This window comes from Acinetobacter sp. 826659, assembly GCF_000588515.1.
Lineage (GTDB): Bacteria > Pseudomonadota > Gammaproteobacteria > Pseudomonadales > Moraxellaceae > Acinetobacter > Acinetobacter pittii.
Genome location: NZ_JFYD01000002.1, coordinates 353,693 through 375,255 on the forward strand (window position 1 = coordinate 353,693; position 21,563 = coordinate 375,255).

The 21,563-nt window shown below is 41.2% G+C and carries 16 protein-coding genes; 11 read left to right on the forward strand and 5 right to left on the reverse strand.

Annotation, left to right across the window (positions count from 1 at the left end):
- Positions 1-9: 9 nt before the first annotated feature.
- Positions 10-1,650, forward strand: a complete 1,641-nt coding sequence (locus J663_RS06255; RefSeq protein WP_033848573.1) for a thiamine pyrophosphate-binding protein — start codon at positions 10-12, stop codon at positions 1,648-1,650.
- Between the two features lie 155 nt (positions 1,651-1,805).
- The gene (locus J663_RS06260) at positions 1,806-3,002 is read left to right on the forward strand and encodes a hypothetical protein (protein ID WP_033848575.1); all 1,197 of its coding nucleotides are present in this window, start codon (positions 1,806-1,808) and stop codon (positions 3,000-3,002) included.
- Between the two features lie 61 nt (positions 3,003-3,063).
- Here J663_RS06260 and J663_RS06265 read toward each other — a convergent pair whose 3' ends face one another.
- Positions 3,064-4,362, reverse strand: coding sequence for an MFS transporter (locus J663_RS06265; protein ID WP_017399054.1), 1,299 nt, complete (start codon positions 4,360-4,362; stop codon positions 3,064-3,066).
- A gap of 241 nt (positions 4,363-4,603) precedes the next feature.
- On the opposite strand from J663_RS06265, the gene def reads away from it, so the two are divergent.
- Together def and J663_RS06275 are read left to right on the forward strand one after the other, a co-directional pair.
- Positions 4,604-5,086 (forward strand): peptide deformylase, encoded by a 483-nt coding sequence (gene def, locus J663_RS06270; protein ID WP_033848577.1) that lies wholly within the window; start codon positions 4,604-4,606, stop codon positions 5,084-5,086.
- A 178-nt stretch (positions 5,087-5,264) separates the two neighbouring features.
- Positions 5,265-6,587 carry a glutaminase gene (locus tag J663_RS06275; protein ID WP_033848578.1) on the forward strand — a complete coding sequence of 441 codons (1,323 nt, stop codon included), beginning with the start codon at positions 5,265-5,267 and terminating at the stop codon, positions 6,585-6,587.
- On the opposite strand, the gene J663_RS06280 is transcribed toward J663_RS06275, so the two are convergent.
- Positions 6,554-7,342, reverse strand: a complete 789-nt coding sequence (locus tag J663_RS06280) for an AraC family transcriptional regulator (protein ID WP_033848580.1) — start codon at positions 7,340-7,342, stop codon at positions 6,554-6,556. The two genes, J663_RS06275 and J663_RS06280, sit on opposite strands and share 34 nt — an antisense overlap.
- 106 nt (positions 7,343-7,448) lie before the next feature.
- Between J663_RS06280 and J663_RS06285 the strand changes: the two genes are divergently transcribed.
- Positions 7,449-8,669, forward strand: coding sequence for an MFS transporter (locus tag J663_RS06285; RefSeq protein ID WP_033848582.1), 1,221 nt, complete (start codon positions 7,449-7,451; stop codon positions 8,667-8,669).
- 67 nt (positions 8,670-8,736) lie between these two features.
- On the opposite strand, the gene J663_RS06290 is transcribed toward J663_RS06285, so the two are convergent.
- On the reverse strand, positions 8,737-9,882 hold the full coding sequence (locus J663_RS06290; protein ID WP_033848584.1) for an aldose epimerase family protein: 1,146 nt from the start codon (positions 9,880-9,882) through the stop codon (positions 8,737-8,739).
- Positions 9,883-10,075: 193 nt separating this feature from the next.
- On the opposite strand from J663_RS06290, the gene J663_RS06295 reads away from it, so the two are divergent.
- Positions 10,076-10,522: a hypothetical protein gene (locus tag J663_RS06295; protein ID WP_033848586.1), complete on the forward strand. Its 447-nt coding sequence runs from the start codon at positions 10,076-10,078 to the stop codon at positions 10,520-10,522.
- A gap of 11 nt (positions 10,523-10,533) precedes the next feature.
- Here J663_RS06295 and J663_RS06300 read toward each other — a convergent pair whose 3' ends face one another.
- Positions 10,534-11,409, reverse strand: coding sequence for a LysR substrate-binding domain-containing protein (locus J663_RS06300; protein WP_081404654.1), 876 nt, complete (start codon positions 11,407-11,409; stop codon positions 10,534-10,536).
- Positions 11,410-11,593: 184 nt separating this feature from the next.
- On the opposite strand from J663_RS06300, the gene J663_RS06305 reads away from it, so the two are divergent.
- The 4 genes from J663_RS06305 to J663_RS06320 all read left to right on the forward strand — a co-directional run bounded on the left by J663_RS06305 (position 11,594) and on the right by J663_RS06320 (position 15,602).
- The gene (locus tag J663_RS06305) at positions 11,594-12,343 is read left to right on the forward strand and encodes an SDR family NAD(P)-dependent oxidoreductase (RefSeq protein WP_033848590.1); all 750 of its coding nucleotides are present in this window, start codon (positions 11,594-11,596) and stop codon (positions 12,341-12,343) included.
- A 77-nt stretch (positions 12,344-12,420) separates the two neighbouring features.
- A complete protein-coding gene (locus J663_RS06310; protein WP_033848591.1) occupies positions 12,421-13,722 on the forward strand; it encodes an MFS transporter in 1,302 nt (433 codons plus the stop codon).
- Between the two features lie 19 nt (positions 13,723-13,741).
- A complete protein-coding gene (locus J663_RS06315) occupies positions 13,742-14,587 on the forward strand; it encodes a transketolase (RefSeq protein WP_081035343.1) in 846 nt (281 codons plus the stop codon).
- A gap of 10 nt (positions 14,588-14,597) precedes the next feature.
- Positions 14,598-15,602: a transketolase family protein gene (locus J663_RS06320; protein ID WP_033848593.1), complete on the forward strand. Its 1,005-nt coding sequence runs from the start codon at positions 14,598-14,600 to the stop codon at positions 15,600-15,602.
- A gap of 78 nt (positions 15,603-15,680) precedes the next feature.
- On the opposite strand, the gene metH is transcribed toward J663_RS06320, so the two are convergent.
- Positions 15,681-19,367 (reverse strand): methionine synthase, encoded by a 3,687-nt coding sequence (gene metH / locus J663_RS06325; RefSeq protein WP_033848594.1) that lies wholly within the window; start codon positions 19,365-19,367, stop codon positions 15,681-15,683.
- Between the two features lie 462 nt (positions 19,368-19,829).
- Here metH and J663_RS06330 point away from each other — a divergent pair, with 462 nt between their 5' ends.
- Positions 19,830-21,461 carry an inorganic phosphate transporter gene (locus J663_RS06330; protein WP_005070664.1) on the forward strand — a complete coding sequence of 544 codons (1,632 nt, stop codon included), beginning with the start codon at positions 19,830-19,832 and terminating at the stop codon, positions 21,459-21,461.
- Positions 21,462-21,563: the final 102 nt, after the last annotated feature.

Sequence of the window (21,563 nt, forward strand, 5' to 3'; positions counted from 1 at the left end):
GGAACAGACATGACTGAACGTGTAAATGTAGGCGAAGCAATCGCAAGAGTTTTAGAAGCGCACCAAGTTGATAGTATTTATGGTGTTATTTCCATCCACAATTTACCTATTGCCGATGCGGTAGGGCGCCGTGAAAAAATGCGCTTTGTAGCAGCCCGTGGTGAAGCGGGTGCGGTTACTATGGCAGATGCACACTCACGCTTTAAAGGCCTAGGGGTAGCGTTAACCAGTACGGGTGCTGGTGCGGGTAATGCGGTGGGTTCACTCATTGAAGCAATGAATGCAGGTAGCCCTGTATTGCATTTAACGGGTCAAGTTGAGCGTGAATATCTCGACCGTGATGCAAGCTTCATTCATGAAACCAAAGATCAACTTACATTTTTACGTGCATCAAGCAAAGCAGCATTTCGTATTACCAGCCCAGACAATGCTGTTGGTGTAATACGTGAAGCCATCCGTGTTGCAACTACAGTTCCAATGGGACCAGTTAGTGTTGAGTTACCAATTGATGTACAAGCAGCAGAAATTGATTTACCACTTAATCTTGGGCCAGTGAAAGCACTTGAATTGCCACAGGCAGAGCAAGCTGAAATTGATCTTCTTGTAAGCGAGATCAAAAAAGCAAAACGTCCGATTTTCTGGATTGGTGGTGGAACTTTAAATAGCATTGCCGAAGTTAAAGCAATTGCAGATTTAGGTATTCCAGTTGTTTCATCGACTCATGCTCGTGGGGTGTTGCCAGATGATCATCCACGTAGCTTAGGTGCGTTCCATAACTCGGCAGGTGTTGAGCAGTTATTAAAAGATGCCGACCTGATGGTGGTAGTGGGTTCTCGTTTACGTAGTAATGAAACAAAAACTTATTCGGTTGAATTCCCTGAAAATATTATTCAGATAGATGCAAACCCGGTGGCTCAGCAACGTAATTACAAAATTCGCAACTTCATTTGTGGCGATGCCAAAGATGTCTTAACACGTGTGTTAGAACAGCTTCAAGGAACTTCAAAAGTTGACGCCGATTACGATGCTGCTGTAGTGGCTGCTAAACAGGCTGCAATTGATGCACTGCGTAAACAAATCGATCAGTACGCTTTAATTTGTGATCACTTACGTGCAGCTTTACCTCAAGACGGCATTTTTGTACGTGACATCACCATGTCGGGTAGTACATGGGGTAGTCGTTTATTCCCGGTACAAGCGCCAAACCAAAACATCCACTCACTTGCGGGTGCAATTGGTTTAGGCCTTGCAACAGCAATCGGTGCTTCAGTTGCTAACCCTGACAAAAAAGTAATTGGTTTAGTCGGCGATGGCGGCTTAATGCTGGGTATTGGTGAAATTGCAACTATGGTGCAAGAAAACACCAACATGGTCTTAATGATTATGAATGACGGTGGTTATGGCGTAATGCGTGGCATTCAAAATAACTACTTTGGTGGTCGTCAGTATTTCAATGAATTGCATACACCTGACTACAAACTTCTTGGCGAATCAATGGGTGTGAAAAGCTGGAAAGTGGGTAGTGCAGATGAGTTTAAAACGGTTATTGAAGAGGCTGTCGCTTTTGAAGGGCCAACCGTGATTGAACTCGATATGAACTCGATTGGACCATTAAACTTCGCGGGTCCACCGCAAAAGAAACTGTATTAACCAGTTTGGATGGTTTAGTACATATGCGATGGGAGCTGCTAAGCCATCCTTTTTTTAGATAAATTTTTTTGTCTAAAAAACAATAAAAACGAAGTTTTACAGGTAAAACAAATAAAGTTCCAGCAGGACGCTGGAACTCAATCAAGGATGTAGAGATGAAAAAGACTTCATTGATCATGGCATTCATTGCACCGCTTACGCTGGGGGTAAGCGTCAATGTATTTGCAAAAGACTCATTGCTTGAATGGAAAAGTGATGACGGCACCGACTCATTAAAGTTAGGTGGGGTGGTTCGGTTAAATCAACGCTATGAAGATTGGGAAGGGCCAAACCGTGGTTTTGGTAAGCTCCATTTTGATATTTTCAGGGTTGATCTCAAAGGTAAATTTGATAATGCCTATATCAATGCCAGCTATATGTTTCAAGACCAACAGAAAACGTCCATTGAAAAAGCATATGTTGGCTATAACTTAGATGCCAATAACAGCATTGAAGCAGGTTTGGTTTATAAGCCTTTTACGATTTATCCTTACCCGCAAAATGGCTGGACCTATCACATTCCATTCTTTTTAGGTTATGGCAATAACATTGCACCGGGGATCAACTGGAATTATCACAACAAAGATTGGGATGTAAAACTCGGTTATTATCCTCAAATGTTAGAGACGAACCTGCGTTATTCCCCTGAAAGTGCAACTTATGATGACTTGGCAGGAAATGCATTTCCATCTCAAAAAGCCTATCAAAATGAAAAGCGCAATCAGGTGAATACCCGTATTGTTCGCAAGTTAGAAACTGATTTCGGTAAGCAAGAGTTCGGTGTATCGGGTGCAATCGCCCAGCTACATAATGATATTACCGATAAAGACGGCAAATATTATGCAGTCGGTTTGCATACTGAAAACAACTACAAACGCTTTAATTTACAAAGCTCGGTCATCCACTATCAATACGATGCTAAAAATCCGGATGGTGTAAATAGTGATATGACTTTGATGGGAGCGAATGGCCTTACGCCTGCTTATTTCATTGCTTCGGAAGGTACGATTGCCAGTTTAAACCTTGCCTATACGTTGCCTGTGACCAATATGGGCAAGCTAAAAGCCATTAAGTTTTATAATGACTATAGTTATCTCGATAAAAAACGTGATGATTGGTCAGATTCGCAAATGAATACTACAGGGATGATGTTTATTGCTTCACCATTTATGGTTTGGGCAGATTATACGTGGGGTAAAAACTCCAACATCATTGGTGGCTCGACCAATTCAACAGGATATACCTCTGCTACCTCGCCAAACAGCGACAAATGGTTATACCGTATTAACTTTAATATCGGGTTTACTTTCTAAAGTAAGCAGCAATAAAAAACCACGCAATTGGCGTGGTTTTTTATTTAATAAGTGAAAATTTTTAATACCTGTTTTTTTCGAACTTATTCCAAAACACAAAGGCAGTCACAAAGGCCAAAATGGTTAGCGCGAAAATATAATACATCGCACCAATATCACTATATTGACTGAGCCAATGCACTAAAGGCAGGGTCATACCACCAACAATTGCATACGATAAATTATAAGAAAATGAAATGCCCGAGAAGCGAACAGGCGCGGGGAACATTTTGACCATACTGCTCGACACCATGCCGACGGTACCAGAGCATAGACCCAGCAACATATATAAACCAAAAATGGTTGAATGTGCCGCGTGCCCCAAACTGTTATAAAAAACTGCTGCTGTGAGTGCCACGGCAAGCGCACCGACCATCATGACTTTGCCACAGCCAAAACGGTCAGCAAAATAGCCTGCCAAAATACAGCCTACCATTTGCATGACAATGGCTGCACTTTGCATTTCAAAAGTTTGAGAACGCTCAAAGCCAAACGTACCAGTTAATAAATTTGGCATGGCTAAAATCACCACCACCACACAACCTGTTAAAAACCATGTAAATAACATGCCAATCGCAACAGCTGTTTTATGCGTTTTTAACACTTGTTTTACAGGCATTTCTTTTGAGATTTCTTTACGAGCTTGCATGGCTTTAAACACAGGCGTTTCTTTTAAATAAGTCCGCAAATAAAGTGCAACCAGACCAAAAATACCACCTGCAATGAAAGGAATACGCCATGCCCAGTCATGGATTTGTCCTTCACTAAAATTCAGTGAAATCCATAAAGACATCAATGCACCCAATAAAATTCCTAAAGACAGTCCAGCGGTGAGTAAACCATTTGCCAGTCCAATTTTTCTTTCGGGTACGTGCTCAGACACAAATGTCCATGCGGCTGGAATTTCACCCCCAATCGCAATACCTTGCACCACACGCATAAGCAATAAAAGTAGGGGTGCCAGATATCCGATATTTTCAAAGGTAGGCAATATCCCGATAAACAGGGTAGGCAGTGCCATCAGTAAAATAGAAAGCGAAAATAGTTTTTTACGACCGACCAAGTCACCAAAATGGGCCATGACAACCCCGCCTAAGGGCCTGAAAAAATAACCTGCTGCAAAAATGCCATAAGTGTTGAGCATGGCCCAAAACGGACTAAGTGTGCTGGGGAAAAAGAGGTCGGAAATGATTTTGGCGTAAAACACATAAATCACAAAATCATAAAACTCTAAAGCTCCACCCAATGAAGAAAGGGCGAGGGTTCGTTTATCTTCTTTATTAAGATAGTTCGCATCCTGCAAAGTTAATTCCTGATCCATTTTTTACTTAATTGTTGTAATTGAAGTTTGGATATTAATGGAAAAGTGAAGTAAAAGTAAATGGAGGAAATTTGTTCTATATGGTAACGGGTAACATCGATTGGACTTGTTCAGATCAAAAAGCTTTAAAACAAAAAACGCTTTAGATGAAACAAAAACAGATGTAGGAATGGCTTTTCTTTTGTTTCGTTCAGCGACACAATAAAACTTGTTATAGCCAGTTTAATGAGAGAGTCAAAGGATGAGTGTAGTTTTACCTGTCGCGAAGCGTGGTGAAGATATTTTGAAATTGACTGCGGCCCCTGTGTCGGCAAATGAGTTAAACAGTAATTGGCTTTATCAGCTTGCTGACGCTATGCATGCGACAATGCTTGAGCGTAATGGAGTAGGGATTGCTGCACCGCAAGTTTATATCTCTAAACGCGTCATTATTGTGGCGTCTCGTCCAAACCCACGTTATCCCGATGCACCTGAAATGGAAGCAGTGGTCATGGTGAATCCTGAGATTTTAGAGTTCTCAAACGAGGTTTGTTTAGGTGAAGAAGGTTGCTTAAGTGTGCCAGACGAGCGGGGGCAAGTTGAACGCGCAGAGATGGTTAAGGTTAAATATTTAACACTTCAGGGTGAAGCAGTTGAAATGATTTTCCATGGTTTTCCTGCTCGTATTGTTCAACATGAAGTCGATCATTTAAATGGGATCTTATTTGTAGAAAGAATAAGCTAATCTTTAGTTTAAAGTTTTGAAAAACCTATAATGAGCTTGAAAAGGATAACTCATCGGAATTAGAATACTTATATCGTGATATTTAAATCATTACAAAAGATATAATTTTAATATTATCAGCAGGTTGTGCTGAAATTTTGCGCGATGTTGTAAATCTCCTCATTTAAGGTTACTGACCATGAAAACCCCTCTCCCAGAATATTTGGCAAATGTTATAGAAGCCTGTGACATCGATAACAGCGGTCATCTCGCCGATTATATTCCTGAGTTGGCAAATGCAAACCCAAATCGATTAGCTTTAGCAATGTCTACGGTAGATGGTGAAATTTATTCGGTCGGCGATGATGATGTTGAATTCACCATACAATCAATTTCTAAACCATTTGTATATGCCTATGTTTTACAACAGCTTGGCATTGATGCAGTACTTTCGAAAGTAGGGGTAGAGCCTTCGGGGGAAGCCTTTAATGAAATTTCATTAGGTAAAGACGGCCGTCCCAAAAACCCGATGATCAACTCTGGCGCAATTACTGTACATTCCTTGATTCAGGTTAAACATGGTTTGCATAGCGCAGAAATCCTACGCCGTTTTATGAGCGAGCTTGCTGGTCGTGAATTAAGTTTTGATGAGTCTGTTTATGATTCGGAAGTCAAAACAGCCTACCGTAATCTTTCGATCGGCTATATGTTGCGCACGGTGGGGATTTTGGAAACTGACCCTGTCGATATTGTGAATGGTTACATTCGTCAATGTGCGATTATGGTTACAGTTAAAGATCTGGTACGCATGGGCAGTGTACTTGCCAATGGCGGGGGCGACCCTAGAACTGGAAAACGCCTATTAAACCGATCTGTAGTTAGACAAGTGCTCAGTGTCATGATGAGCTGTGGCATGTATGATGCCGCGGGTGACTGGCTTTCAACTGTAGGTATTCCTGCTAAAAGTGGTGTAGCAGGGGGGATTTTGGGTGTGCTGCCGGGACAGGTCAGTATTGCTGCTTTTTCACCTCGACTAGATGAGCATGGTCATAGTGTTCGAGGAATCGATATTTTAGAGCGATTATCTCGTGACATGGGATTACATCTCATGGAAGGTACGCCTTCTGCCCAGACCATTGTACAAAGTCATTACCGTACAGGAAAAGATGCATCATTAAGTGTGTATGTGCTTCGGGGGGTATTGAAATTTACCGAAGCTGAAATGTTGTTGCGTATTTTACAAGACGAGACAACTGATCAAAGCACAATCGTTATTGATTTAACCCAGATTTCACTTATCCACGATGTGGGTAAACGTATGTTTTTAGAAGGCGTAGATCGTCTGATTGATGATGGTCATACCCTTGTTTTAGTTGATCCTGAACAGCGCTTAGACCATGCCAGAACCGCCAAAGATCGAGAACTTCATGTCTATCATGATTTCGATGATTTATTGGAAAAACATGAGATCCGCTCTAAAAAAAAGACTTATAGCGACATCGCGGCACTTCTAAACTGCTGAGGTGTTTTTCCTAGATGTCGCTTAAACATCGCACTGAATGCGCTGGGGTTTGTATACCCCAGTGACTCTGAAATTTGGGCAATAGATTCGCCATTCGCGATTTTACTCAAGGCAAGTGCAATATGCATTTGCTGTACCCATGCCCGATAAGACAGCCCAGTTTCTTTTTGGAACATGCGCATTAAAGTTCTAGAGCTCGTACCAATATCATCAGCCCAATCTGTTAAATCTTTTGAATGGTCAGGAGTATGTAATAACTCTTGGCAAATTTTTAAGAGTCTTTTGTCTTTCGGCCACGGAATCTGAATAGACAACAAATTAGCGCGATGGATTTCTTCAAAAATCAAAATTTGCAAAGAACGGGAAAGCTCTTGAGAGGTCGCTGTATTTGGAGTGTTCTCTCGTTCAATTTCATTTAAACGAATCAAAAGCTCATGTAACAGGTTACTGACTCGAATAATAAAGCAATGTTGTCCCATTAAAGCTGCTGCATTTACTTCAACCAATGCCGTATTTAACTTAACGTGACTCAGTGAAATCACGCTGTGCTCTACATGTGCTGGAATCCATAATGCACACATGGGTGGCACAATCCACACATGATTAGGTGTAAACACCTGAATGTTGCCAGTGGACGCATATAAAAACTGCGCACGTGTATGCGTATGGGTAGGAGTGATTTCTCGGTAAGAATGCTCGGAAGATAGCCCAATCACCAGTTCAGATAAATCAGACTGAATAAGAGAATCGGACATAAACTATCCTAAAAATTGTCACTTATACAATGATTATTGGAAGATAACTTTATAAGCGACAATTTACAATAAGCATCTCATTTAAAAATATTGGAGTTTTTCAGGTATGACGTCTTCAATACAATTGAAAGATGGTATTGCCAATACCGTTGCAAATGATCAGCCTCAAGGAATGATTATTAAAATTGTAGGCGCCGTAGCAGTCGCACATTTACTGAATGATTTAATTCAGGCGGTGCTACCAGCCATCTATCCAATGCTAAAAGCAAACTTTTCGCTGAGTTTTGCTCAAGTCGGCCTGATTTCGTTTGTATATCAAATTACAGGTTCACTGCTACAGCCTTGGATTGGACTTTATACCGATAAACATCCAAAACCGTATCTTCTCCCACTCGGAATGGTCGTCACATTCTGCGGCATTATCTTGTTAGCATTTTCACCAAGTTTTGCTGTGTTGTTATGTGCATCTGCACTGATTGGGGTTGGGTCTGCAACCTTTCATCCAGAAGCTTCACGGGTGGCGCGAATGGCATCGGGCGGGCGCTTCGGTACAGCTCAGTCGACTTTCCAAGTAGGCGGAAACACAGGTACTGCCATTGGTCCATTATTAGCAGCTTTACTCATTGTCCCATTTGGACAGCATGCAGTTGCCGGCTTAGTGATATTTGCACTTTTAGCGATTTGGGTTTTATTTGGTGTAAGCCGTTGGACTGTGAGCCATGCTAAAAATCAGGTAGCTGCACGTGCAACTCAAGCACATACTAAATTGCATGGTCGTAAGCTCATTATTGCTTTGAGCACAATTAGTGTATTGATGTTTGCCAAATTTACCTACATTGCCAGCATTAGTAACTACTTTACTTTTTACTTAATTCAAAAGTTCCATATCAGTATTCAAACAGCTCAGTTGCATTTGTTTGCCTTCTTGGCAGCCGTTGCTTTAGGTACATTTGCAGGTGGCCCAATTGGTGACAAAATTGGCCGTAAAGCGGTTATCTGGGTTTCATTTGTTGGTATGGCGCCGTTTGCATTAATGATGCCGTTTGCAAACTTATTATGGACAACAGTTTTCTCAATTATTGCAGGTTTAGTGTTGTCATCGGCTTTTGCAGCGATGGTGGTTTACGCACAAGAAGCTGTTCCGGGCCGTGTGGGTATGATTGCAGGTTTAATGTTTGGGCTTATGTTTGGGGTAAGTGGTATTGCCGCAGCTGGGTTGGGACATTTAGCCGATATTAACGGCATTGAATGGGTATTTGGTTTATGTTCATTGTTGCCATTACTTGGTTTTGCAACTGCATTTTTACCCAACACAAAAGTAAAATAAATGAAAAGACTCTCAGCCATATTTAGCTGAGAGTCTTTTTAATATGAACATAGCCTCATTGAAAAGATTATTTTTGAACACCAAACTTAAATACGGTGACACTGTTATAAGTTTGATTTGGGTTTAAACGTGTAGAAGGGAAAGCTGATTGATTCGGGCTATCTGGAAAATGCTGTGTTTCTAATGCTAGCGCATCTGCTTGTCGATAGAGTACGCCATTTGCACCAGTAACATTTCCGAGTAAATGATTGGCTGTATACATTTGAACGCTTGGTTCAGTGGTTAAAACCTGCATGGTTCGTTTAGATTTTGGGTCAACCACAATAGCTGCAAGATTGAGTTTCCCTTGAGACTTTTGATTAATTACCCAAGTTTGGTCATAGCCATATCCATAGGCCAATTGCTGATTATTCGCTCGAATATCTTTTACGATTGCTTTAGGTGTCCGAAAATCAAAAGGTGTACCTGCAACCGAAGCTATTTCACCTGTGGGTAAAGAGTTTTGATCGGTTACCAATATACGGTCTGCATTGAGTTGTACCACATGATCTAGCACGCCATAAGGGTTATTGCCAGCGCCTGATAAGTTGAAATAACTGTGGTTGGTGAGATTGACGACTGTCGGTTGATCAGTTTTGGCTTTATATTCGATCTGGAATTCATTTTGATCTGAAAGACTGTAGATCACTTCTACATCTAATTTTCCGGGAAAACCTTGATCACCATTTGGACTGGTTAACTTAAGAGAAGCTTTAACGGTTTCACCTTTAGAAACGAGGGGCTTAACTTGCCAAACACGTTTATCAAAACCGGGATTACCGCTATGTAATGAATTCGGCCCATTATTTTTTTCAAGGTTATACGTTTTTCCATCTAAGTTAAATTTAGCATTGCCAATACGGTTCGCATAACGACCAATTAATCCGCCAAAATGAATGCCTTCCTTGGTATCAGTGACTTCATAACCTTTTAGATCATCAAAGCCCAAAACAATATTATTTTGTTTGCCTTGTGCATCGGGAGTCAAAATCTGTGTAATTACGCCACCGAAGCTAATAAAAGATACCGAGACTCCTTTGTTATTGCTCATGGTGTATAAATCAACTTTTTGACCGTCTTGAGTCGTACCATATGGTTTTACATTTAATGTGGCTGCATTGGTAAGTTGTGCAAAGCTATAAATCGTAATACCTAAAATTACTAATTTTTTCATGTTTATACTCTATTTTTTAATCGTAGGATTGGATGAATATAAGATTGATATTTCATCTTTTTAAAGAGGTTTTTATTATAGATAGTGTTAATGATGCTTAGTGCCATTAACTCTAAATATTGAACAAACTTGCACAATTTAAGGTTATAAAGAAATTAATCTTATGAGTAAAACTCAACGGTAAGCTATTTTTATGATTCATCCCGACTCGGTTTTAAAATTTTCGCTTGGTCTAAATAGTCTCTTGTTTGATTTAGATAGCCAACACCTTCACCTTGAGCAGGGCTTAGGTTTTGTTAATTCAAAAAGTATCAGCGATGGTGTGATTGATGAGCTTGCGATTGAAAAGATGATTTATTTTATTGAAGAAATCATCGAGTCAAAACCCCTCAGAAATTTAAATATAAGTGGTGTAGCTGTTACGTCTGATGCTGTTATGACACAACTGAGTCAGTTATTTTTTAATGCTAGAAAGCAAATCAGCCGTACTGAGCTTGAGCATGGATTTAATGATTTTATTGAACGTTTAAGTTACTACACAAACCAAGTGGCTCCAAATCAGCTTTATATTTTTACCTACTTTGTATTTGTTCGAGAAATGATGCATCACTTAAGAGTTGAGGAAATTCAAATCATTTAATAATTACTTTCTCAATCCGCCAACTCATCATGAATCCAGTTTAAAAACAGCTCAATTTTAGGAATAAATTGGTGGGTTCGTGGATATACCAAATGATGAGCCGAGATAGGAATCGATAGTTCATCTGCAAAAACTCTAACTAATTTTCCAGATTCTAAGTAATTTGGAGTGAGTAAATTACTTTCCAAAACAAAACCTAGTCCATGTGTGGCTGCTTCAAGTGACATATAAGAGCGGTCAAAACTCAAAGTATAGGGAAACTCAGGAATGCTTAAACCCTGATGGGCAAACCACTGTGGCCAAGTGACTAAGGTCGAGCGCGATAAAATCAGTTCTTTCTTTAATAAATCTTGAGGCTTTTGTACCGGACTACGTTCAAGTAGCTTAGGAGATGCAAGCACTTCTAGCTTTTCATTACGAATCGTTCTGATTTCTACGCCTGTCCAGTTGGGTAATCCATGACGAATATCAATGTCGATCTTGTCGCGGGTAAAGTGCAAGTTTTCATAAGAACACGAAAGATTGACCTGAATCATTGGGAACTTTTCTTTAAATGACTCGAGGCGAGGGAGCAACCAAAGCAAACCAAAACTTGGGGATGAATGAATATATAAACTGTCTTTAGGGCTTTTATCGGCAGCTTTTTCAGTGGCTAACATCAGGTTATGCAAAATGGTGGTGACATCTTGAAAATAGCGCTCGCCAGAAGGGGTAAGCGTCACACCACGGGCACCACGAATAAATAAACTCTGCCCAATCATTTCTTCAAGCTTAGCAATTTGATGACTTACTGCTGAAGGGGTGAGATTCAAATGCTCGGCTGCCTTGGCAACATTGCCGAAACGGGCGGTTTGTTCAAAAGCCTGTAATGTTTTAATTGAGGGCATGTGGTTGAAATTGTTTTCACTACTATCCATGAAATGATCCGTTTTTATCCCTAAAACTTATTTGAAAATAGCATAGGCATGAATTTTTTTCATGCCTTGTTGAATTCGACATGATTGCTGGGCTTTGTGAAAAAAGAGATTCTAAGTCAGAACTCAGGAAATAAAGCGTAAAAGAGGATTGAACATGTTACTACAAGGAAAAGTGGCATTAATTACCGGTGCAGCATCAGAACGTGGAATTGGGCGAGCAACCGCCGAAATCTTTGCACAACAGGGTGCCAAAGTCATTATTGTTGATTTAGATCTTGCTCAAAGCCAAAACGCTGCAAAGGCGCTTGGTGAAGGACATTTAGGCCTTGCTGCAAACGTTGCGAACGAAGAACAGGTCAGAGTAGCTGTTGAACAAGCATTACAGCACTATGGCAAGATTGATATTTTAATTAACAATGCTGGTATTACTCAGCCAGTTAAAACACTCGAAATCCAGCGCAATGACTATGACCGCATTTTAGATGTCAGCCTGCGCGGAACACTGATTATGTCACAAGCGGTTATTCCATCTATGAAAGCAAACGGTGGTGGAAGCATTGTGTGCTTATCTTCAGTTTCAGCACAACGCGGCGGTGGTATTTTTGGCGGGCCACACTATAGCGCTGCTAAAGCAGGCGTATTAGGTCTGGCAAAAGCGATGGCTCGTGAGTTTGGTGGTGACCAGATTCGTGTAAATTCTCTTACTCCAGGTCTAATTCAGACTGATATTACTGGCGGTTTAATGAATGATGACCGTCGTCACGACATTTTGGCAGGTATTCCACTTGGCCGCTTAGGTAAAGCGCAAGATGTTGCAAATGCAGCATTATTTTTGGCAAGTGATCTGTCAGCTTACTTAACTGGTGTCACACTCGATGTAAATGGTGGCATGCTGATTCATTAACGCTTGTCATTTAAAAACTAAAAATAGAATGATGGTCACAAGAGGATACTGTGGCCAAATGTAAAGGGATTCGCATGATGGATACAGTATTTTCATCTGAAGTAGATACAACGATTCGTAAATCGGCGTATCGAAAAATTGCATTTCGGCTCATGCCATTTTTAATGCTTTGTTATTTTTGTGCCTATTTAGATCGAGTAAATGTGGGTTTTGCCAAACTCCAAATGATGAGCGATTTACAGTTTAGTGAAGCTGTATATGGGCTAGGCGCAGGGATTTTCTTTATTGGTTATTTTCTTTGTGAAGTACCAAGTAACATCGTACTTCACAAGGTAGGCGCAAGACGTTGGATTGCCCGTATCATGATTACATGGGGAATTTTGTCAGGTTGTTTTGCCTTTGTTCAAACCGAATGGCAATTTTACACCTTACGTTTTTTACTTGGTGTCGCCGAAGCTGGGCTAGCTCCGGGTTTGTTGCTCTACCTCACTTACTGGTTCCCGTCTTACCGCCGCGCACGCATGACAGTTCTTTGGTTTATCGCGATTCCAATTTCAGGAATGATTGGTGGACCACTTTCAGGCTTAATCATGGACCGAATGAGCGGTGTACATGGCTGGTTTGGCTGGCAGTGGATGTTTGTAATTGAAGCCATTCCTACTGTACTTGTTGGCCTGCTAGTACTTGCTGTTTTAAAAGACTCTGTTCAAGACGCCAACTGGTTAACCCAAGACGAAAAAAACTTGGTGAAGCAAGAGCTTGCTCAGGATAACCAGCACAAAGAAGGTCATGCTAGCGTCAAAGAGTTTGTCGCAGATAAACGTTTATGGCTATTGGCAGGTATTTACTTTTGTGTCGTGATGGGGCAATACGCCATTACATTTTGGCTACCAACTCTCATTCGTAACTCGGGCATTAGTGATAACTGGCATATCGGTTTGCTCACAAGCCTGCCTTATATGTGTGCCATTGTGGTCATGATTTTGGCAGGGCGTAGTGGTGACCATTTCCAAGAACGCCGCTGGCACTTAATTATTCCGATGTGTGCAGGCGCTATAGCACTCACATTTGCGACCTTATTCGCTTCAAATCTAACGCTCTCTTTAATTTGCCTTTGCATCGCAGCCTCAGGTGTGCTGACGGCATCCTCTTTATTCTGGATGTTACCGACCAACTTTTTGGGTGGTGTTTCCGCAGCGGCAGGTATTGCAGCAGTGAATAGCTTCGCCAATCTTGCCGGATTCTGTTCGCCGTATTTAATTGGTTGGATTACTACTAACACAGGTTCAAATGCAATCGGCATGTTCTTAATCACAGCAGTATTAATTTTCGGTGCCAGTCTGGTTCTGCGTGTTCCGGCAAAACTGGTCAATCGTTAATAAGGAATAGTAAATGACAATGTTAAATGTTGATAAAGCAGACCAAATTGCCGAGTTGCAACAACGTGCCTACCACATTCGCCAACATGCTTTACGTATGGGACAAGTACAAGGCCAAGGCTATGTTGGACAAGCCTTAGGTGCAGCAGATTTGCTCGCTGTATCTTATTTCCATGCCATGAAATATCAGCCAGAAAACCCTGAGTGGGAAGGTCGTGACCGTTTTTATCTCTCTATTGGGCACTATGCAATTGCACTTTATGCGGCCTTAATTGAAGCAAAAATTATCCCACTTGAAGAACTTGAAACTTACGGTGCAGATGATAGTCGTCTACCGATGTCGGGTATGGCTTCATATACACCGGGCATGGAAATTACAGGTGGTTCATTGGGGCATGGTCTTGGAATTGCGGTCGGTGCATGTTTAGGACTGAAACAGAAAAAGTCGGATGCTTTTGTCTATAACTTACTGTCCGATGGTGAGTTAAATGAAGGCTCAACATGGGAGGCAGTGATGTCTGCTTCTCATTGGAAACTAGATAACTTGATTGCCATTATTGATGTGAATAATCAGCAGGCAGATGGGCACTCCAGCGAAATTTTAGCGTTTGAACCCATTGTAGACCGTTGGCAGTCATTTGGTTGGTACACCCAACGTGTGGATGGCAACAACATGGAAGCTCTGCTTGAGGCATTCGATCAGGCACGAAACCATGAGGGAGCATGCCCACGTGTCATTATTTGTGACACCAAAATGGGTAAAGGCGTGTCGTTCTTGGAAAGCCGCGAAAAAACTCACTTCATTCGTGTTGATGAACATGAATGGGATGACGCTTTAAATATTTTGACCCACTACGGACAGTAAGGAATACACCATGAGTCAGTTAGCCAATCCTCCTAAGAAAAAACTAACCACTTCGGCAATGATTGCTTCTATTGCTGCCGAGGGCCAACCGACCAAACCAGCACCATTTGGACATGCACTGAATGCCTTGGCAAAAGAGCGTGACGATATCGTAGGTTTGTCAGCAGATTTATCAAAATATACAGACCTACATATTTTTGCCAAAGAAAACCCAGACAAGTTTTTCCAAATGGGCATGGCAGAACAACTTTTGATGAGTGCAGCAGCAGGACTTGCTCGTGAAGGATTTGTTCCTTTTGCAACAACTTATGCCGTATTTGCATCACGCCGTGCCTACGATTTTATTTGTATGGCAATTGCGGAAGATAACCTGAATGTCAAAATTGTAGCAGCACTTCCGGGGCTAACCACAGGTTATGGCCCAAGTCATCAGGCAACAGATGATATTGCAATTTTCCGTGCTATGCCGAACTTGATGGTTATCGATCCATGTGATGCCTTGGAAATAGAACAGGCGATTCCTCAGATTGCCGCGCATAATGGTCCGGTATATATGCGTTTATTACGCGGTCAGGTTCCGTTAGTGCTCGATAAATACAACTACCAGTTTAAATTGGGTAAGGCACAGGTGATTAAACCCGGTAAAGACTTACTCATTATTTCGACTGGTTTATTGACCATGCGTGCGCTTGAGGCAGCCGAAGAGCTTGAAAAAGAGGGCATTGAGGTTTCAGTGCTACATGTACCGACCATTAAGCCTCTAGATGAACAAACTATTTTAGATGAAGTCACAAAAGGTGGCCGACCTGTTTTAACTGCCGAAAATCATTCAGTCATTGGTGGGTTAGGAGAAGCTGTCGGCTCACTACTTCTAAGAAATGGTCAACATCCTCGTTTTGACATGATTGGTTTGCCAGATGCATTTTTAGATGCAGGCGCATTACCCACTTTGCATGATCGATATGGTATTTCAACTGAAGCAGTTAAAGAGAAGATTAAGGCACATTTGAAGTAAAAAGATTAAATTTTCAAATTGAAAAGAGCGTGATGGAATTTCCCTCACGCCCTATTTTTAATCAGGATGATTCAAAATTTAAGCAATCGAATCATCTAAATTCGGCGCTAACCAACGCTTCGCTTCATCTAGTGACCAACCCTTACGTTTCGCATAATCTTCAAGTTGATCCTGAGAGATTTTACCCACGTTAAAGTATTCGCTTTGAGGATGCGAATAATAGAAACCACTCACCGAAGATGGCGGCATCATTGCAAAGTGTTCAGTCAGTTTAGTACCGATTTTGTCTGTAGAACCTAACCAGTCGAACAACACTGCTTTTTCAGAGTGCTCTGGGCAAGCAGGGTAGCCCGGTGCAGGACGAATACCGACATATTTCTCTTTAATCAGTTCTTCATTATCCAATGTTTCATCGGCTTTATAACCCCAGAACTCTTTACGAATACGTTGGTGTAAGTGTTCTGCAAAAGCTTCGGCAAAACGGTCTGCCAGTGACTGCACTAAAATTGCAGAGTAGTCATCGCCTTTGGCTTTATATTCATTTGCCAACTCTTCAGCACCAAAGATGGATACAGTGAAGCCGCCTAAGTAGTCTTGATGTTCACGGTCAGTACGAATGTAATCTGCCAAGGACAAGTTCGCTTTACCGGTCACTTTGTCTGATTGCTGACGTAAGTGTTCAAAGGTGTGCGTAACATTCTGACCATTTTCATCAAACACGCTGACTGTGTCTGCACCAGTACGCTGAGCAGGGAACATACCAAATACAGCACGTGCATCAAAACGATTGTTGTCGATAATATCTTTCAACATTGCTTGAGCTTGGTTGTACAAATCTGTTGCTGCTTCACCGACCACTTCATCTTCTAAAATTTTAGGGAATTTACCCGCCAAGCTCCAAGAAATGAAGAATGGTGTCCAGTCAAAATATTCAACCAATCTTGCCAGTGGGTAGTTGGTTAAAACTTGTGTACCAATTAGGTTTGGCTTTGCTGGAACATAGTTTTCATCAATTTTAAAGCCATTCTCAACTGACTCGGCATAGGTCAATTTGGCAGCTTTCGGTTGTTTGTTAGCTAAGCGCTCACGAATCTTGGCATATTCAGCACGATGCTCTGCAATAAAGTTACCGCGCATTTCTTTAGAGAGCAGGGTTGTTGCAACACCCACAGCACGTGAAGCATCGGCAACATAAATCACGGCATCGTTTTGATATTGCGGATCAATTTTTACTGCTGTATGTGCTTTAGAAGTAGTCGCGCCACCAATTAATAAAGGAATGTTAAAGCCTTTACGCTGCATTTCTTTAGCAACAAATACCATCTCATCTAAAGATGGGGTGATCAGACCAGATAACCCAATGATGTCACATTTTTCATCAATCGCAGTTTGCAAGATTTTCTCGCAAGGAACCATTACCCCAAGGTCAACAATGTCGTAACCATTACAACCAAGTACCACGCCTACAATATTTTTACCAATATCGTGTACGTCGCCTTTAACAGTTGCCATCAGGACTTTACCTTTAGATTGGCTGCCTGTTTTTTCAGCTTCAATGTACGGGTTGAGCCAAGCCACAGCTTGCTTCATAACACGTGCAGATTTCACAACCTGTGGTAAGAACATTTTGCCCGAACCGAACAAGTCACCAACCACGTTCATACCATCCATCAAAGCACCTTCGATTACATCTAAAGGACGTTTGGCTTTGAGGCGAGCTTCTTCGGTATCTTGATCAATGTAAGTGGTAATACCTTTAACTAGTGCATATTCAAGACGTTTTTCGACTGACTCATTACGCCATTCAAGGTTCTCGGCTTCTTTGGCAGCACCGCCTTGTCCACGGTATTTTTCTGCTACTTCAAGCAGTTTCTCAGTCGCAGCTTGACCAGATTCACCTTGGTTTTGGTTTAAGATGACATCTTCAACTGCTTCTTTTAACTCGGCTGGAATATCATCATAAATTGCCATTTGGCCGGCATTCACAATACCCATGGTCATGCCTTGCTTGATGGCATGGTACAAGAACACAGAGTGAATGGCTTCACGAACAGGCTCGTTACCGCGGAACGAGAATGAAACGTTCGACACGCCACCAGAAATCATGGCGTGCGGTAAGTTTTGTTTAATCCAACCTGTGGCCTCAATGAAATCGACCCCATAGTTATTGTGTTCTTCAATACCTGTTGCTACTGCAAACACGTTCGGGTCAAAAATAATATCTTCAGCAGGGAAGCCTACATCGTTAACCAAAATGTCATATGAGCGTTTACAGATTTCACGCTTACGTGCAGCAGTGTCAGCCTGACCTGTTTCGTCAAATGCCATAACAATAATCGCAGCACCATATTGACGGCACAGGCGAGCTTTTTCTACAAACTCTTCATAACCTTCTTTTAAAGAAATCGAGTTAACAACGGGTTTACCTTGTACGCATTTTAAGCCAGCTTCAATGATTTCCCATTTTGATGAGTCAATCATGATTGGTACACGTGAAATATCTGGCTCAGAAGCTACAAGGTTTAAGAAATGCACCATCGCATTTTGCGAATCGAGCATCCCTTCATCCATGTTAATGTCGATAATCTGTGCGCCAGCTTCCACTTGTTGCTGTGCAACTTCTAAAGCTTCAGCAAAGTTTTCTTCACGGATTAAGCGTAAGAATTTTTTTGAACCTGTAACGTTAGTACGTTCACCCACGTTCACGAAAAGTGAGTCATCATAAATATTAAATGGTTCTAAACCACTCAAACGACACGCAGGTACAGTTTCAGGAACTTGACGAGGCGCAATATCTTTTACCGCATTGGCAATCGCGCGGATATGGTCAGGTGTTGTACCACAGCAACCACCAGTAATATTAATTAAGCCGCTTTCTGCAAATTCTTTTAAGAATGCTGCCGTTTGTTCTGGCGTTTCGTCATATTCACCAAAAGCGTTTGGTAAGCCCGCATTTGGGTGCGCTGAAACAAACGTATCTGCGACATCGGAAATAGTTTTTACGTGAGGACGCATGGCATCTGCACCAAGCGCACAGTTAAAACCAATCGATAGCAAGTCGCCATGACGTACAGAGTTCCAGAACGCTTCGGCAGTTTGACCTGTTAATGTACGACCCGATGCATCGGTAATGGTCCCTGAAATCATGATTGGTAATTCACGACCAATTTGCTTAAAGACTTCTTTAACCGCAAAAATCGCAGCTTTACAGTTTAGTGTATCAAATACGGTTTCAATCAAAATGATATCTGTACCGCCTTCGATCAGCGCATGAGTCGCTTCAATATAGTTTTCTTTTAACTCATCAAAAGTAATGTTACGAAAGGCAGGGTCATTTACATTCGGTGAAATTGAACAAGTACGTGATGTTGGCCCAAGGACACCTGCGACAAAACGCGGTTTATCTGGAGTTGAGTACTTTTCACAAGCTGCTTTGGCTAAACGTGCTGCTTCTCGGTTAATCTCTGGAACAAGATCTTCCATGTGGTAATCAGACATTGAAACACGCGTGCCGTTAAAGCTATTGGTTTCAATAATGTCTGCACCAGCATCAAGATAAGCTTCATGAATACCTTGAATGATTTGAGGCTGGGTCAGAACCAAAAGGTCATTGTTACCTTTTAAGTCATGTGCCCAATCGGCAAAACGCTCACCACGGTAGTCTGCTTCTTCCAATTTATGGCGCTGAATCATGGTACCCATTGCACCATCAATAATCAGAATACGTTTGGCAAGAAGCGCTTTTAGGGTGGCAAGCGTGGACATATAAAACCCCGATATTGTACGAATTTAAAAATGCGGCGCTATTGTAACAGAATAGTTGCGCAATAGATGATCTATGACGACCCACCATTCACCGTAAATTAGTCGTAAAAAAAAGTGTTTTCGAACAAAAAGAGGGTGTTTTTTCATCAAATATTCATAAAATGATCATGATATTGAAATATTTCATCTCCAATATTCGGTTTTATGACAGTTGTGGTGTTTAAAAAGTAGACATTTAAGTAATTTTTTAGATATTTTTGCTTCAAAAATAGTCATAAAATAGATGGGTGGGGATTTATGTAAATTATTGTATTTAAATAAAAAAATAAAAATCATAGAGGAAAGGTGCATCAAATGAGGTCAAAATGTGAAAAATTGACTTCATCGGGCGCCGCTTTGTCATATAATTGTCATAATTTAATTTAAGAATACAGAGGATTTTTTTATCCTCTTACCGTCTGCATGAATTCTAATCTACCCCCTGTTTCGGATTCAAAACTTGCGGCAAACCTGCAAGTCAAATCGACGAATGTACATGTCCCGACACCTAAATTTTTTATGCCGGTGTTTCTGACGATTATTGTTGCAACACTTATTTATATTGGATTTCAGGTGAGTGCTGATTTAGCACATGTACCACCTTTGAGTCTTTATTCAGTTATTCTTTTATCAACTGCACTCTTGATTGCTTTAGGCTTTGAGTTTGTAAATGGCTTCCACGATACTGCAAATGCAGTGGCAACAGTGATTTACACCAATGCTTTACCAGCACCGGTTGCAGTCATGTGGGCTGGTTTTTGTAATTTCCTTGGGGTAATGGTTGCAAGCGGCGCAGTCGCTTACGGCATTATTGCATTGTTACCTGTTGAATTGATCATGAATATGGGTAGCGGTGCAGGTTTCGCAATGGTTTTTGCGCTTCTTATTGCTGCGATTCTCTGGAACTTGGGTACTTGGTTCTTAGGTATTCCTGCATCTAGCTCACATACCTTGATTGGTTCAATCTTGGGTGTGGGCATTATGAACCATCTATTGAGTGCATCGACTGGCGTAACGACCAGTGGTGTTGATATGGATCAGGTGATTAAAGTCGGTAAGGCATTATTATTTTCACCTTTAATTGGTTTCGCTTTTGCAGCGATTGTATTCTTGTTGGTTAAAACTATTTTTAAACGCCAATTAGAATTATTCCAGCCACCTGAAGGGAATAAACCACCACCAGCAATCATTCGTGCAATCTTGATCTTTACCTGTACAGGTGTGAGTTTTGCACATGGTTCTAATGACGGTCAAAAGGGTATGGGACTCATCATGCTGATTTTGGTTGGTCTGGTGCCGTTGGCTTATTCATTAAATAAAAATCTTGATACTCAGCAAGTTCAATCATTCCATCAGCTTTCTTCTCAAACTGCCGTATTTTTGAATCAAAATCAGCCAGAATTAACCGATGAAAAAGCACGTGTTATTTTGACTAAATATATTCAAACTAAACAGCAAACTCCGGAAGTTGTGCCTGCATTGGCAAGTATGACTGATCACTTGGGTGAGCGAGTTTCTAGCTATAGCAACTTAAAAGATATTCCTGAAGCTGCAATTAGCGAAATTCGTAATGACATGTATTTAAGCACCACGACGTTTAAGCGTTTGGATAAAGCAGATGCTTTACCAAAAATGGATGACTCACAGAAAAAGCTTGTGAAAGAATACCGTAGTAGCTTAGATTCATTCTTACAATACATTCCGACTTGGGTAAAAGTGGCTGTTGCTTTAGCACTTGGTCTAGGCACAATGGTGGGTTGGAAACGTATCGTTGTGACTGTAGGTGAGCGTATTGGTAAGCACCACATGACTTATGGTCAAGGGATGTCTGCTGAGCTTGTCGCAATGAGTACAATTGCAGCTGCCGATGGTTTAGGTATGCCAGTTTCAACAACACACGTTTTAAACAGTGCTGTTGCGGGTACGATGGTCGCGAATAAATCAGGCTTAAACTTTAATACCGTGAAGACAATTCTCTCTGCATGGGTATTTACTCTTCCTGCAACAATCTGCTTGTCAGGTGGTTTGTACTGGTTATTCTTACAGTTTGTATAAAAGCATTTAAAAAATTAAAGCCACTGTTCACAGTGGCTTTTTTATTTGTTTAGTTTTTAAAGTTGAGACTATTTTTCATATACATTCATCTATAAATTAATA